The 13,582-nt window shown below is 34.5% G+C and carries 14 protein-coding genes and 2 tRNA genes; 10 read left to right on the top strand and 6 right to left on the bottom strand.

What is annotated here, in order from left to right:
* Positions 1-4: 4 nt before the first annotated feature.
* Both GKG01_RS08525 and GKG01_RS08520 read left to right on the top strand, forming a co-directional pair.
* Positions 5-1,189, top strand: coding sequence for a D-alanyl-D-alanine carboxypeptidase family protein (locus tag GKG01_RS08525; protein WP_154272143.1), 1,185 nt, complete (start codon positions 5-7; stop codon positions 1,187-1,189).
* 23 nt (positions 1,190-1,212) lie between these two features.
* A tRNA-Arg gene (locus tag GKG01_RS08520) sits at positions 1,213-1,288 on the top strand.
* 214 nt (positions 1,289-1,502) lie between these two features.
* Here GKG01_RS08520 and GKG01_RS08515 read toward each other — a convergent pair.
* Both GKG01_RS08515 and GKG01_RS08510 read right to left on the bottom strand, forming a co-directional pair.
* Positions 1,503-2,246 (bottom strand): TIGR03915 family putative DNA repair protein, encoded by a 744-nt coding sequence (locus GKG01_RS08515; protein ID WP_154272142.1) that lies wholly within the window; start codon positions 2,244-2,246, stop codon positions 1,503-1,505.
* A 2-nt stretch (positions 2,247-2,248) separates the two neighbouring features.
* A complete protein-coding gene (locus tag GKG01_RS08510; RefSeq protein ID WP_154272141.1) occupies positions 2,249-3,484 on the bottom strand; it encodes a putative DNA modification/repair radical SAM protein in 1,236 nt (411 codons plus the stop codon).
* 137 nt (positions 3,485-3,621) lie between these two features.
* On the opposite strand from GKG01_RS08510, the gene brnQ reads away from it, so the two are divergent.
* The 6 genes from brnQ (at position 3,622) to GKG01_RS08480 (ending at position 9,041) form a co-directional block, all read left to right on the top strand.
* A complete protein-coding gene (brnQ, locus tag GKG01_RS08505) occupies positions 3,622-4,899 on the top strand; it encodes a branched-chain amino acid transport system II carrier protein (protein ID WP_154272140.1) in 1,278 nt (425 codons plus the stop codon).
* Positions 4,900-4,964: 65 nt separating this feature from the next.
* Positions 4,965-5,318 (top strand): DUF1232 domain-containing protein, encoded by a 354-nt coding sequence (locus GKG01_RS08500; RefSeq protein ID WP_154272139.1) that lies wholly within the window; start codon positions 4,965-4,967, stop codon positions 5,316-5,318.
* A 406-nt stretch (positions 5,319-5,724) separates the two neighbouring features.
* The gene (locus GKG01_RS08495; protein ID WP_154272138.1) at positions 5,725-6,507 is read left to right on the top strand and encodes an ABC transporter ATP-binding protein; all 783 of its coding nucleotides are present in this window, start codon (positions 5,725-5,727) and stop codon (positions 6,505-6,507) included.
* A 47-nt stretch (positions 6,508-6,554) separates the two neighbouring features.
* Positions 6,555-7,676, top strand: a complete 1,122-nt coding sequence (locus tag GKG01_RS08490) for an ABC transporter substrate-binding protein (RefSeq protein ID WP_154272137.1) — start codon at positions 6,555-6,557, stop codon at positions 7,674-7,676.
* Positions 7,677-7,685: 9 nt separating this feature from the next.
* Complete coding sequence (locus tag GKG01_RS08485) at positions 7,686-8,444, top strand: ABC transporter permease subunit (protein WP_094205122.1); 759 nt, start codon at positions 7,686-7,688, stop codon at positions 8,442-8,444.
* Between the two features lie 57 nt (positions 8,445-8,501).
* Positions 8,502-9,041 carry an isochorismatase family protein gene (locus tag GKG01_RS08480; protein ID WP_110058264.1) on the top strand — a complete coding sequence of 180 codons (540 nt, stop codon included), beginning with the start codon at positions 8,502-8,504 and terminating at the stop codon, positions 9,039-9,041.
* 44 nt (positions 9,042-9,085) lie between these two features.
* Here GKG01_RS08480 and GKG01_RS08475 read toward each other — a convergent pair whose 3' ends face one another.
* Both GKG01_RS08475 and GKG01_RS08470 read right to left on the bottom strand, forming a co-directional pair.
* Positions 9,086-10,234, bottom strand: a complete 1,149-nt coding sequence (locus tag GKG01_RS08475; RefSeq protein ID WP_154272136.1) for a hypothetical protein — start codon at positions 10,232-10,234, stop codon at positions 9,086-9,088.
* A 60-nt stretch (positions 10,235-10,294) separates the two neighbouring features.
* Positions 10,295-11,071, bottom strand: a complete 777-nt coding sequence (locus tag GKG01_RS08470) for a TraX family protein (protein ID WP_154272135.1) — start codon at positions 11,069-11,071, stop codon at positions 10,295-10,297.
* 82 nt (positions 11,072-11,153) lie between these two features.
* Between GKG01_RS08470 and GKG01_RS08465 the strand changes: the two genes are divergently transcribed.
* On the top strand, positions 11,154-11,492 hold the full coding sequence (locus GKG01_RS08465; protein ID WP_154272134.1) for an arsenic metallochaperone ArsD family protein: 339 nt from the start codon (positions 11,154-11,156) through the stop codon (positions 11,490-11,492).
* Positions 11,493-11,564: 72 nt separating this feature from the next.
* Here GKG01_RS08465 and GKG01_RS08460 read toward each other — a convergent pair whose 3' ends face one another.
* Positions 11,565-12,254, bottom strand: coding sequence for a gamma-glutamyl-gamma-aminobutyrate hydrolase family protein (locus GKG01_RS08460; protein WP_154272133.1), 690 nt, complete (start codon positions 12,252-12,254; stop codon positions 11,565-11,567).
* 98 nt (positions 12,255-12,352) lie between these two features.
* On the opposite strand from GKG01_RS08460, the gene GKG01_RS08455 reads away from it, so the two are divergent.
* A tRNA-Ser gene (locus GKG01_RS08455) sits at positions 12,353-12,442 on the top strand.
* 62 nt (positions 12,443-12,504) lie between these two features.
* On the opposite strand, the gene GKG01_RS08450 is transcribed toward GKG01_RS08455, so the two are convergent.
* Entirely contained in the window at positions 12,505-13,416 is a 912-nt protein-coding gene (locus GKG01_RS08450) for a DMT family transporter (protein WP_110058269.1), read from the bottom strand.
* Positions 13,417-13,582: the final 166 nt, after the last annotated feature.

The raw sequence follows: 13,582 nt of genomic DNA, 5'->3' as shown, positions 1-13,582 counted from the left end.
AGAAATGAAGAGTATTAAAAAAATAATACCCTTAATGTTAATACTTGCTATTGTATTTCAACCTGCATTATCAAAAGCGGACTCTAAGTTGGGATTTGAAAACAAAGTAAACTCGTATTACACGATTGAACAGGATTATTCCCAAGAATTGTTGAATTACAACGAAAATAAACCTTATGCTATAGCATCGCTTACTAAAATCATGACTTATGTTTTAGTTATGGAAGATATCAACGCAAACAAATACAAGCTCGACGATAAAATCAAAATCCAAACACAATACGCAAAGCCTGAAGCGAGTACTATGCAACTTAAAAAAGGCGAAGAAGTAACTGTAAATGATTTGATAAGGGGAATGATGATAGTCAGTGGAAATGACGCCGCAGACGAATTAGCAGTGAAATCAGAAGGATCTGTGGCAAAATTTGTCGAAAGAATGAACAAAAAAGCAGCCGAATTAGAATTGGAATCTGCGAAGTTTTATTCTGCATCAGGTTATCCTGAAAACGACAAGGAAAACATGATGAGTGCAAAAGATTTGGCGAAATTAACCACTTATACAATCAACAATTACCCACAAGTTTTAAATTACACAAAAACACAAAAACTTAGTATGCCGTCTAGAAAATACGAAGGCGTGACTACAGTTCCATTTTTAGGAAAAATCGAAGGCGTAGATGGATTTAAAACAGGAACAACTGAAAAAGCTGGATACTGTTTGATAACTACGATGAGCTTGAAACCAAACGATCCTAAAAACAAAGTAGTATCTGTTTTGATGGGAGCTCCCACAAAATACGACAGAAATACTTACCAAAAAATAATACTGGAATACGTCAGAAATTCATTTGAACCAATGAGTATATTAAATAGAGAAAAACCAATCGAAACGAAATCAATCAACAGCGTTGCGGACAAAAACGTTGAGATTTATCCGACAGAAGACGTATCCATTTTGTATAATACCAAAACTGGTCTGCAACAAAAAGTCGACATCAAAAAAGATTTGAAAGCTCCTTTGAAAAAAGGACAAATCGTAGGAAAAGTTGTAATCGATACTGGAAAAGGCGACAAAAGAGAAGTAAGCCTCGTTGTCAAAAAACCTTACGAAAAAGCAGACACATTAACTAGAATAAAAAGAAGTGCCAAATACACTTACGAGTTGTTGGAAGCACTTCTTGCATCATAAGCCGATTTGATTCGGTTTTATGTGCTTCCATAATTAAGCTGGATATAATACCCCCCTCCTAAGGGGGCATCCCCGGTTCGAATCCGGGTGGGAGTACCAAGCGAAAAGCCTAGAATATACACGTTCTAGGCTTATTTTTATTTTATTAAATTTTACAGATAGCACTCACAATTCGCTAAGATTCTTGACAAAGGGTAACAAACTGGCAACAAACTGGCAACAAATATAAAAAGCATCACTAATGAATTTTTTCGAATTCACATTGTTGCATTTACACTTATTCTTTCAAAAATATTAAGTGTAAATGCAACAATTATTTTTCATTCTCGTAAATTTTGTTTTTCTCTGGCAAATATTTCCAGTATCTTTTCGGCATATTATTCTGCATAAGTTTGAGGTTTTGGCGTTCTTTTATCCCGACTGAATTGTAGAATTCTATCCAGCAATCTTCGAACATTTTCTCTTCATCAGATTCTTCTTTGAAAATTTCTTCTACATCGTAAAATGCCAAATCATTGTCCACATATATTGCACACTTATTTCTTTTTTTGTCGTAAATCACAAACTTTTCGTTTCTCAATCTGTTTTTGAAATGATAGGTGAGTAATTCCAAAATGTCGTTGTTTGGTTCGAATTCTGCGAACAAGAAATTGTCTTGGATTTCTTTGAATCTGAGAAGTCCTTTGTATGCGTGAAGTTCTCTTGTGGAATATTTGCATAGACTATTGAATTGGACAGCGATTTTGTCGGAAGAGTTGATGAAGTTGTAGCCGTATGTGTACATATTTTTGATTGTCTTAGCGATAATGGTCGATTTGTCGGGATTTTCTGAGACGAATGCGTAGTTGATGCTACGATAAAAGTTGAATCCGAATTTGTCTATTATCGATTTTTTCACACGTGATGATTTGTCAGTATTTGTTTCAACGTATATGTCATCATTCAAAAAATCCATTTGCTCTGATTTCACAACGATAATTGAATTTTCAATGTGTCTGTACTGTTCAAAAATCACCGTAAACAAGCCGTCTAAGCTGTTGTCATAACTGTATCTCATATTTACTCCAAAAAACTAAGTTGTGTTACATTTTTTCCTTCTTGTATTCTCAAAATGTCCAGCAAATCGTCTTTTGTGCTGTATTTTTGTCCGCGGTATACTCCATTTACAAGTATGAAGTTCTTCGCTTTTTTCAGTGAGATTTTAAGAGATGTCAAATCGTCGTAGTTGAGGTTGGCAAATTTTCTCGCATTTATAATTCTCATCGCATAGGTTGGACCGAATCCTGGAACACGCAGAAGTTCTTCATAAGATGCGCGATTTATTTCTATTGGGAAGTTTGCTACGTTTTGCACTGCCCAGAATGCTTTGGGATCTAATGTCAAATCAAAAAACGGGTTTTGTTCGTTCAAAATTTCGTTTGATTTGAATTTGTAAAATCGCATCAGCCAATCTGCTTGATACAACCTATGTTCACGTAGCATGGGAACTTTTTTGATTCCGTCTGTGTATTTCGATTTGATTACAGGGACAAATCCCGAATAGAAAACTCTTTTGAGCTTGTAATCTTCATAAAGACTACTTGCTTTGTTGATAATTGTAAGATCCGATTCACGACCTGCTCCGACAATCATTTGAGTGGATTGACCAGCTGGTAGAAACAAGGGAGTTTTTCTGATAGTTTTCCTGTCGATTTTGTATTGAGTTATGGATTCGTTAATAAAATCCATCGGTTTTTCGATGGATTCATAAGTTTTCTGAGGAGCGAGCATCTTCAAGCTTGACTTCGTAGGAAGTTCGATGTTGATACTCATACGATCGATAAGCCTTCCTAGTCTTTCGATTAATTCTTCGCTCGCTCCAGGGATTGCCTTCATGTGAATGTATCCATTGAATTTTTTCTCATTGCGAAGAATTTCAGCCACTCTAATAAGCTTTATCATCGTGTGGTCGGGACTTTTTACAACTCCACTCGACAGGAATAATCCTTCTATGTAATTTCTTTTGTAAAAATTTATAGTCAAATCAGCCACTTCTTCTGGAGTGAATTCTGCTCTTTCGATGTTGTTTTCTTTTCTGTTGACGCAGTATTCGCAACTGTAAATGCATTTGTTTGTAAGTAAAATTTTAAGTAGTGAAATGCACCTTCCGTCTTCAGACCAGCTGTGACATATTCCAGAATTGTGCGCCGCGCCGATTCCGTCAGAGGTATTTTTCCTTTTTGAACCACTAGAAGAACAACTAACATCGTACTTGGCACCGTCTGATAATATTGATAATTTGCGTTTTAATTCCATAATATCACCTATTCGTATTTTATAATAAAACAAACATTCGCACAAGTTTGTTTTTACAAAAAAGTTGTTATCTGGAAGAAATTGTGGTAGAATTGTAAGAACTAATAAAAATTTAAAATATTTATACAGAGGTAATTATGAAAAATAAGAAATTAATATTTGTTAGTGGATTCGCACTATTTTCGATGTTTTTTGGAGCGGGGAATTTGATATTTCCACCGTTTTTGGGTAATAAAGTAGGAAATCAGTATTTGATTGCGACATTAGGATTTTTGCTAAGCGCAGTAGGACTGGTTTTCTTGGGATTACTCGCAGCGACAAAAAGCGGAGGAACAATTGAAAAAATCGGCAACACTATAAGTCCGCGATTTTCACTAATATTCTCAACTATAATTATGCTTGCGATAGGACCAGGACTTGCAATTCCAAGGACTGCAGCAACAACAGTAGAAATAATTCAAAAAGGATTTTTCAAAGGAGCAAATTCTGTTTTGCTCACGGTAGTATTTTTTGCTTGTGTGTATTTATTCGTCAGAAAACCAAGCAGCATAATAGATAATTTGGGAAAAATTTTGACGCCGTTGTTGATAGCAACTCTTGTCGTGATTATTTTCAAAGGAATAATATCTCCAGTTGCAACGCCTGTGAATACATATCAAATTCAGGTCTTCCAATCAAGCTTTGAAGAAGGATATCAAACAATGGATGCGTTGGCATCATTAGTATTTGCAATTGTAGTTACCAAAGGATTTATGGGAAACGGAATTACAGATGACAAAACAATCAAAGAATACACAATTAAATCTTCAATCATAGCAGCTATAGGACTTTGCTTCGTATACGGAGGATTGATTTATCTAGGAGCTGCCACATCCAAGTTCAACCTAGGAAATGTCGAAAGAGTTGATTTGTTGTTATACATTTGCTACCAACATTTGGGGATTTTGGGAAAAGTATTAATCTGCGTTGCAATGGCATTGGCATGCCTCACAACAGCGATTGGGCTTACAACAACAGTTGGACAATTCTTCAGTGATATGCTAAAAGACAAAACAAACGGAGTTATCTCATACGATTTAATCATAATAATTTCCACAGTTTTTAGTGCGTTCTTCGCAGTAGTTGGCGTCGAAAAAATACTAAAAATTTCCGCGCCGTTTTTGACAGCGATATATCCTGTGGCAATAGTTTTGATTTTCTTGAATTTGTTCAAACAAAATACATTTTCGCGAAACGTAAAATTAGGATCCATAATCGGAGTGTCGATTTATGCAATTATAGTACTACTTAACGGATTCAAATTGGATTTCGGTTTGTTGAAAACAATCGAATCAGTATTTCCAATGCAAGTCAAAAGCTTTATTTGGATAATTCCAGCAGTCATCGGTGGATTAATAGGAAAAATCAAAAATTAAATTGTAACTATTATGTAATACGATATATCGTGCAATGTATGGTATAATATATTTGAGGTGAGTTAATGATTAAAAAATTATTTGGCTTGAAGAACGAAATACCAACATTGTGGTATGCATTTTTTAATAAACAAACACCATTATTGTCGAAAATAGTAATGGCATTGTCAGTGCTTTATGTAGTAAGCCCTGTGGATTTCGTGCCAGATTTCGTCGCTGGATTGGGAATATTGGATGATTTAATCCTCGCTCCATCACTAATGATGGTCGCAAAGAAGTTCATCCCCGAAGACATCATCGACACCAGTGAAGAAAAAGCAGAGCAACTAAACTCCAAACTAAAGATAGTTGGAATTGTCGCAGGAGTAGGGATATTACTATTGATAAGCTTTTTGATTTACAAAAATGTGGTGAAATAGTTATTGAAATTTTAAATAAATAAAGCATAATTTGAAACAAAAATAGATTCATAAGTTATTTTAAGCTGCAGATATTCATTATCTGTGGCTTTTTTCATGTGTGTAAGTAAGAAAAACGATAAATTTATGTAAAATATTAAGGAATATTTATTGTAATTTTAAATAAATGATGAAAAATATAGCGAAAAATCCTAGAAAAATAGGAAGTTAATTTATAAATATAAGTAAAATCATGAATTTAAGGAGTATAAGTTCAATTTTAGGTATTTTAATAAAATAGAAATGATAAATAATTTATAGGCTAGATTTATAAATGATTTTATGAAAAGATGACAAATTATTGAAACGTGATAGACTAGATAAGTAAATTTATGAGATAGAAAAATATTTATCAAGCAGGTGCTAAATGAGTTATATTACTGTAGAAAATTTGGGATTTTCTTACGAGAATAATTCTAGGAAGATTTTGGAGGGATTAAATTTAGAGGTTGATTCTGGAGAATTTGTGTGCATTTTGGGGAAATCAGGATGTGGCAAGAGCACTCTTCTTAGGCTTTTATCTGGTTTGGAGATGCCTACATATGGATCTATAAAATTAAATGACACAGAAATCAAAGAGGCAGGACTTGATAGGGCTGTAGTATTTCAAGATTATGGATTATTTCCATGGTTTAGTGCTGGTGATAATATTTCGTTGGCATTGAAACAAAAATATCCAGACAAATCAAAGTCTGAAATCAAAAATATGGCAACGGAAGCTTTGAAAAGTGTTGGCTTGGAAGAAGATATTTACTACAAACTTCCTAAGGAACTTTCAGGTGGTATGCAACAAAGGTGTGCGATTGCACAAGCTTTTTCACTGGATTCTCCAGTGCTTTTGATGGATGAACCATTTGGAGCTATTGATGCTGTTACTAGGGCGAATCTTCAGGATTTAATTATTAATCTATATAATAATGAGGATCAGAAGAAAACTGTGTTTTTTGTAACACATGATGTTGACGAGGCTATTTTGTTGGCAAACAGAATTGTAGTTTTGGGACAATCTCCCAGCAAGATTATTTTTGATTTGAAGTTGGATAAGTCTACTGTTATGACTAGGGAAAATCAATTCAACGATAAGAAAACTATTGAGCTTAGGAATCTTTTGATTAAAAAGATTAATGTGGATATTTCAAATAAATTATAGTAGACTATTGATTTAGTTTATTTAAATAAAATTTTATGGGGGTACTTATGAAAAAGAAATTATTGATTGTAATGAGTCTTATTTGTTGCTTAGTATTTGCTTCATGTTCTAATAACAACGATAAAAAAGACAATGAAACACAAAATAAGACAGAAGAAAAGAAGGAAGAAACTTCAAATGATTCTTCTTCTAATGATAAGAAGGAAGAAACTGTAGTTAAATGGAATTACGGAACAAGTGGTAATGTATTGGTAACTATAGCTGAACAAAAAGGTTTCTTCAAAGACGAAGGAATCAAAATTGAACCTGTATTTGCTACAGAAAACGCCGATGCACTATCTCTTTTAGCATCAGACAAGGTTGATGTCGTATCAAACGCTGGTACTTCAAATCCACTTCAACAAATTTCAGCTGGTGTAGATTTGACAATTTTTGGTGGTCATATGTTAAATGGTGCAATGCCTGTTATAGCTAAAAAAGGAACTAAATGGAATGGTATTACTGATTTAGTTGGTAAGAAAGCAGCAATTAATCCACAATACTATGCATTTACTGGAGCATTGATGGATGCAGGTGTTAAAGATCCATTGAAGGAAGTTGATTGGGTACAAATCACAAAATACAACGATGCAATGGCAGCTGTTGTTAGAGGAGATGTTGATTACGCACTTTTAGGAACTCAACAAAACCAAGCAGTTAAAAATATGAAAGACATCGAAGTGGTTACTTATCAAAGTGATGTAATGCCTAACTATTCTTGTTGTAGATTGGTAGCTAAGACAAAATACATCAACGAAAATCCAGATACCGTTAAGGCTATTTTAAGAGCTTTAATCAGAGCACAACAATATTATGAAAGCAACAAACAAGAAGCTGTTCATATGTTAGCAAAACAAATCAAAGCTGACGATGCATTTGTAGCAGCTTACATGCTTGACGAACACTACGATGTTCACATTGACCCATTGAAAAAAGGTGTTATCAGAGCTTGGGATATTTTGGACAAGACTAATTTCTTAGATGCTAAAGCTAAAACAATTAACATTGAAGACAAAATCAATACAGATTTATATAAACAAGCTTTAGAAGAAACTAAAGAAAAATACGGAAAAGAAGATCCTAAATTCTACGAAAGCTTAGAAAAATTCTTTGAAGAAAACGACAAATAGAGGTTTGTTTTGGATAAGGTAAAGGAGTTTATTCGAAAATATTGGATTACTGTGTTGATTTTCGTGTCATTAATAGTTGTGTATATATTTTTGACAGATAATCACATGGTCAATCCATACCTTTTTCCGAGTAAAGAATCGATAGCTCAAGCATTTCACGAAGACAAATCAGTTTTGTTGATTAATATGTTTTCATCATTCGGTTTAATGATTCCATCCATCGTTTTATCGTTGATAATTGCGATAGGATTGGGAACATTATTGGGAATGAGCGAAAGATTAAGAGAAATTTTACATCCCGTAATTTATGCTTTTAGTGTTATTCCATCGATTTTATTGTCACCATTTGTGTTGATGTTAGCGCCAAATTTGTGGTCCGCTTCATTGTTTTTGATAATTTATGGAACGGTGTGGACTACGATTTTTGCGACAATCACAGGAATAATGACAATTGACAAAAGATATTTGGACAAGGCGAAGACATTAGAAATCAAAGGATTTGATAAACTTGTAAAAGTTATTCTTCCAGCAGCAAGTCCTTCAATATTAGCAGGGTTTGTAAGTTCGTTGAGAAGTACATTTGTAATGTTGGTTTACGCAGAAATGTATGGCTCAAAATACGGAATGGGATTTTTCGTAAAAAAATACACCGATTTTGGATTGTTTAATCATGCTTGGGTAGGATTTATATTTTTGGTTATAGTTTTAGTTGTTGTAATGCAAATATTTGAACTAATCAAAAAAAGAATTCTAAGCTGGACAATTTAAAGCAAAGCGCGCTGTGTGGCGTGCTTTTTTTATGGTATGATAGTTTTGAGGTGAGATATGGAAAAGTTTAATGTGAATAAAGACGATATGATAATTTTGTTGATTGATTTGCAAGAAAAATTGGTGCCTGTTCTTCACGACAATGAATACGTGCTTAATCACACTAAGGCTGTGTTGGAGATGGCGAGAATTTACGATATTCCTGTGATTACGACACGTCAATATCCGAAAGGACTTGGAGATACTGTAGAATGCTTGAAAGAATATGAAACGAAGGTATTCGACAAGGTAGATTTTACTGCAAAGCTTGATGATGTTATGAATGAAATCGAAAAAACTGGAAGAAAACAAATCGTAGTTGTCGGAGCGGAAACTCACATTTGTGTCTACCAAACGATACGTGATTTGATTGACGAATATAAAATGATTGTGCTTGAAGATTGCGTTACAAGTAGACGTGTTGAAAATAAAATGAATGCTATTCAAAATTTTAGAGAGATGGACTGTTTGGTAATCAATTCTGAAACGTTGATTTTCGATATTTTGAAAAGGGCGGGAAGTCCTGAATTTAAAACTTTGTCCAAACTAATCAAATAAAAAACAAATCCAACTTTACTTACTGAAAAGCAAAGTTGGATTTTTTATCCTAACAATAAATACAAGAAATGTGCGCTGATTCCAGCTGCTACTCCTCCTATCGTGTGAGATAGAATTGCTTTTGGTGCGAGTTTTCTGGCGTTTAATGTGTCCATCATTCCAACGTGTGTGGACAAATATCCTGACCAGCACATTCCAAGCGCTGTGAAAACTGCGATATCATTTCCAGTGATTAAATTTTTCTCCAATAATTTTGGAACGAGTCCAAGCGCTGCTCCGACACTTCCCAAAGCTGTAAGAGGAAATGCAATGCATTCTGATGAGGTGAACCCAAACAATGATTTCAAAATGGGATTTAGCAATGCTCCAAGTTTTGGAATCAAACCGACTCCTTCGTAAGCCGCTCCAGTGTAGACTACGGTTCCGTTTTCAACAGTTCCAGTTGATGTGAGTATCATAACCAATGTGCAAATCACAACTACTCCAGGAATAATGTCCATCCCAGCTTGTACACCGGATTTTCCACCCTCAAGCATTGAATTTAAAATTCTCTCCATCAAAGTCGAATCTTCTTTTTCTTCGACGATTTGTTCTTCTTCAAATTCCACTTGTTCATCAGTATCGGCGTAGAATTTTTTCGTGAAATGCATCATGATTCTTACAGAAACCACAGAACCCACGACTGCTCCCAAAACTCCAAGCGATGCCGCCTTGAAAAATTCTGTACCATTTCCAAGTGAAGACATAAAAGTCCACACGATAAATCCCATTCCGAATGATGTTCCCAAATTGCACAACGTAGGAAGCTGATAATTCTTGAAATATTTGGCAAATCCTTTGTCCTTTGCAAGACCTATTATTGCCGGATTATCCGACAAAAAAGTCGTCAATATACCAAGCGCCGAAGCTCCAGGTAAATTGTAAAGTGGTTTCATAATAGGGCTGATGATCTTGTTGATTAGCGCAATAACTCCAAATTCGCTTAAAAGCTTGGATAACGCACCTGTTAAAACTGCGATTGCCATTATGAAAAACACAGTGTTAAGCAGCAAATCGTGCGCCGTTTTCATCAAAGTATTGAACATATTGCCAAGACCCATAACTTTTGCAATGTAGCCAAAAAGTCCGAAAACGACAGCGATTGTCACAAAAGATTCCAGCGAAATTTCACTTTGTTTTTTAGATTTCTCCATAAAATTCTCCATTAAAAAGTATAATATATAATTCTAATGTATTTCAGCTAAAAATTCAAACTAAAAGATAAAATCACGGATAAAACTAATCAACAACAAATGTGTTGGATAGAAAATGTAGAATGCCCATTTGTTGATGTTGCCTTTTTTGCCATTGTAAAAGTGAATGATGGGAATCGACAGATACACGAACAAATACATATACGCTTCGAAAAAATACCCGAACAATATCGCTATGTAAGTGTTCCTTCTGGAAGATGACCCCAAATACAACAAGAACACCGCTAAAATTCCAAGCATAGAATAGTCTGTGTGGTAGTAATTGGCGATTACACAGAATATGGCTACGGAAATTAGCTTGAAAATCGTCTTTACTAAATTTGATTGGTCGAATTTATCGATTTTTTCTACGACAAATATAAGACATGCAGAAAGTGCCAACGTGAAGAACACATTTTGGTGATAAAAATCGAACATTTCACCACTAATCGCCAAATCAAAAGGAATTTCCGAAATAATCGCAAAGGAAAACAATCTTACTATGTATTTTTCTACGCTTCTAGTTAGAAACATTCCATTTACGATTAAAAACGCGAAAATCGGAAACGCAATTCTTCCGATAAAAAGCATTAATGCTCCTACTGTGACTCTCCAATCAGATGATGTGAGTGTCATCGTAGGATAAATGTTGAATTTTTGAAACATGTTGCATTGCACAATGTGACTGATAAGCATGGATATGCAGGCAATTACTTTAAGACCAGAACTTGATATTCCCTTGTCTCTGTGCCAAATATCCAAATAATTTTTCCTTTGGGTTTCGTTTAAAAGTTGCATGATAATCTCCTTGAATTTGTTACAACTATTTTATCACAAATAAAGCACATTATTATCTGATATAATTATAATAGGTGATAGTATGAAAATGATGATTTTTGAGAACAAAGTAGACGAGAATAATTTGTTCGAAAAAGAAATGGATAATAGAAATTCTATGATGTTGTCATTTTTCTTGGAAAAATTGAAGACGAAGAAGGTAGTTGTCGACAGGTTCAAATTAAACAAGAATCCCGAAATATTCGAACAACATGGTATTTCACAGAAAATTGATGACGGAATGAAACTTCCAATCACAGTTGTAGATGGAAAAGTTGTGCTTTCGGGAAGATATCCAAAAAGCTACGAAATATTGGATTTCCTTCACATCGACAGAAATATTTTCAACCAAGCTTATGTCAACGATAAGCGTAAATTCTGATAAGATTTGTTCCTAAGTTTTAGGAAAACAAAAAAACCTGTGACAATCACAGGTTTACATAATATTTTGAATCTATTCTATTGAATCCAAAAACATTTTAACAATTTCGTGGCCTTGAGCCAAAGTATCCAACGCCATTTCGGGATGGTATTGCACTCCCAAGAAGAACTTCTTGTCCTTAACGTATGCCGCTTCCACTATATCATCAGAAGATTTTTGTAACACATCAAGATTTTCTGCAACATCTTTGATAGCTTGATGATGAAGGCTATTCACATAAAATCTGTCGCCAAATTTTTCTTTGAACATTCCGTAATTTGTAACCTCGTGAACCAAATCATTGTAAGGTTTGTCTTGAGAGTGAATGATGGAGATGTTCTTTTGTTTTTTCAAATCCTGATACAAAGTTCCGCCCAAATACACATTCATTATTTGCAATCCACGACAAATTCCCAAAGTGGGAATGTCCTTTTTGTAGCAAATATCCATCAGATTAAATTCCAATTCATCGCGTACATTTGATGAAATTCCACATTCCAAAATCTTGTCTTCATTGTAATATGATGGAGCCACATCAAGTCCTCCTGTAAACACGATTCCGTCCAACCTGTCGACGATTTCTTCTAAGAATTTCCTATCGGAATTGAACGGAAGAATCACTGTGTAAGCTCCGTTTCTTTCGATAAGTTCAATGTATTTTCTAAGCATAAAAAGTCTGTTTTCTGCCACGTTATAAAGTGGTGTAAGTCCTATTATTTTCATATTTCCTCCAATTATATTTCAATATTATTATATCAAAGATAAAACAAAAATACATTTTTTGATTAAATCAACAAAAGTGCTATAATATTATTATATTTGGAGAAATATCGAAGTGGTCATAACGGGGCGCACTCGAAATGCGTTTGGGATTATTTCCCACGTGGGTTCGAATCCCACTTTCTCCGCCAAAACAAAGACAGATAGCTGTAATTAGCTATCTGTTTTTTAATTGGTACTTAAAAAGTACTATTTATTGTGCAGTTATTGTGTTCTTTTTCAAGAACGAAAGTTTTGTCTCGCTGACAAGAATCGCTGCGAATATGAATACAAATCCGATTACTGAGAAAACTGTCAATGATTCGATTCCGATAAGTACAGGAATTAAAATTCCAAATATTGACTCGAATCCCAAAATAATTGCAGCAGTGGATGGGTTTGTGTATTTTTGTCCGATGTTTTGAAGTAAAAGTGCAACGGCAGTACACATTACAGCTAAGTACAATAATTCCATCACAGATCTTGAAGTTACGACAAGATTTGAATTGTCTTCTACCACAATTGTAGTTATCCAAGACAACACAGCCGCCATTATAAATTGCAATATCGTCATGACGATAGGGTCACGGTCTCTTGCAAGGGCGCTTACTGCGATGATGTGCGATGCGAACAACAATCCGCTAAGTAAAGCCAGTAAATCTCCAAGCCATGCCAACGGATTATCCACGTGAGAGCTTGATCCTGAAAGAGATATGAAAAATATTCCAGTTATACACAAAGCGGCCGCCGACAAATTATATCGGTCTGGTCTTTGCTTGAATACAATCCAACCCAAAAACGGTACGATTACGCAATAAGATGCAGACAAGAATCCGCTTCTACCAGGATCTGCGAATTTTACCCCCAAAGTTTGTGATGAATACGCCATGAACAAAAATATTCCTATCAAAAGTCCGTTTTTTATGTCGTCATATTTTGCTTGGCGAAGTCTCTTCCAGAAAATGATTGATAATAAAATAGCTGCCAACGTAAATCTTATCGCCAAAATAAAGTTGGGATTGAATGTTTTGGAAGATTGCTTAACTACAGTCAAAGAACTTCCCCAAAGGATAGCTACTATTAATAACGCTAATTTAGCAAGTAAATCTGATTTCTTTTTATCCATTTTTTCCTCCTCTTATTTAATTTCAGATATATTATCCCAGTTTTTGTGCGATTTGTAAACACCTAAAAAGCCCAATAAATTAATTTGCACACAAAAACCTGCTAACAAAAGTCAAGCATAACCTGAAATTAATTTCAGGTTATTTGATTATTTGAGTAATTAAATT

The organism is Finegoldia sp. BIOML-A4, from assembly GCF_009679635.1.
In the GTDB taxonomy this organism is placed as follows: Bacteria; Bacillota; Clostridia; order Tissierellales; family Peptoniphilaceae; genus Finegoldia; species Finegoldia magna.
Note: the sequence above shows the minus strand (reverse complement) of the source record. Positions and strands in the feature narration are given on the sequence as shown.

Bases quoted from the DNA above. Each gene is read 5' to 3' on its own strand.
- GKG01_RS08525 (WP_154272143.1), top strand. From the start codon at position 5: ATGAAGAGTATTAAAAAAATAATACCCTTAATGTTAATACTTGCTATT.
- GKG01_RS08515 (WP_154272142.1), bottom strand. From the start codon at position 2,246: ATGAGATACAGTTATGACAACAGCTTAGACGGCTTGTTTACGGTGATT.
- GKG01_RS08510 (WP_154272141.1), bottom strand. From the start codon at position 3,484: ATGGAATTAAAACGCAAATTATCAATATTATCAGACGGTGCCAAGTAC.
- brnQ (WP_154272140.1), top strand. From the start codon at position 3,622: ATGAAAAATAAGAAATTAATATTTGTTAGTGGATTCGCACTATTTTCG.
- GKG01_RS08500 (WP_154272139.1), top strand. From the start codon at position 4,965: ATGATTAAAAAATTATTTGGCTTGAAGAACGAAATACCAACATTGTGG.
- GKG01_RS08495 (WP_154272138.1), top strand. From the start codon at position 5,725: ATGAGTTATATTACTGTAGAAAATTTGGGATTTTCTTACGAGAATAAT.
- GKG01_RS08490 (WP_154272137.1), top strand. From the start codon at position 6,555: ATGAAAAAGAAATTATTGATTGTAATGAGTCTTATTTGTTGCTTAGTA.
- GKG01_RS08480 (WP_110058264.1), top strand. From the start codon at position 8,502: ATGGAAAAGTTTAATGTGAATAAAGACGATATGATAATTTTGTTGATT.
- GKG01_RS08475 (WP_154272136.1), bottom strand. From the start codon at position 10,234: ATGGAGAAATCTAAAAAACAAAGTGAAATTTCGCTGGAATCTTTTGTG.
- GKG01_RS08470 (WP_154272135.1), bottom strand. From the start codon at position 11,071: ATGCAACTTTTAAACGAAACCCAAAGGAAAAATTATTTGGATATTTGG.
- GKG01_RS08465 (WP_154272134.1), top strand. From the start codon at position 11,154: ATGAAAATGATGATTTTTGAGAACAAAGTAGACGAGAATAATTTGTTC.
- GKG01_RS08460 (WP_154272133.1), bottom strand. From the start codon at position 12,254: ATGAAAATAATAGGACTTACACCACTTTATAACGTGGCAGAAAACAGA.
- GKG01_RS08450 (WP_110058269.1), bottom strand. From the start codon at position 13,416: ATGGATAAAAAGAAATCAGATTTACTTGCTAAATTAGCGTTATTAATA.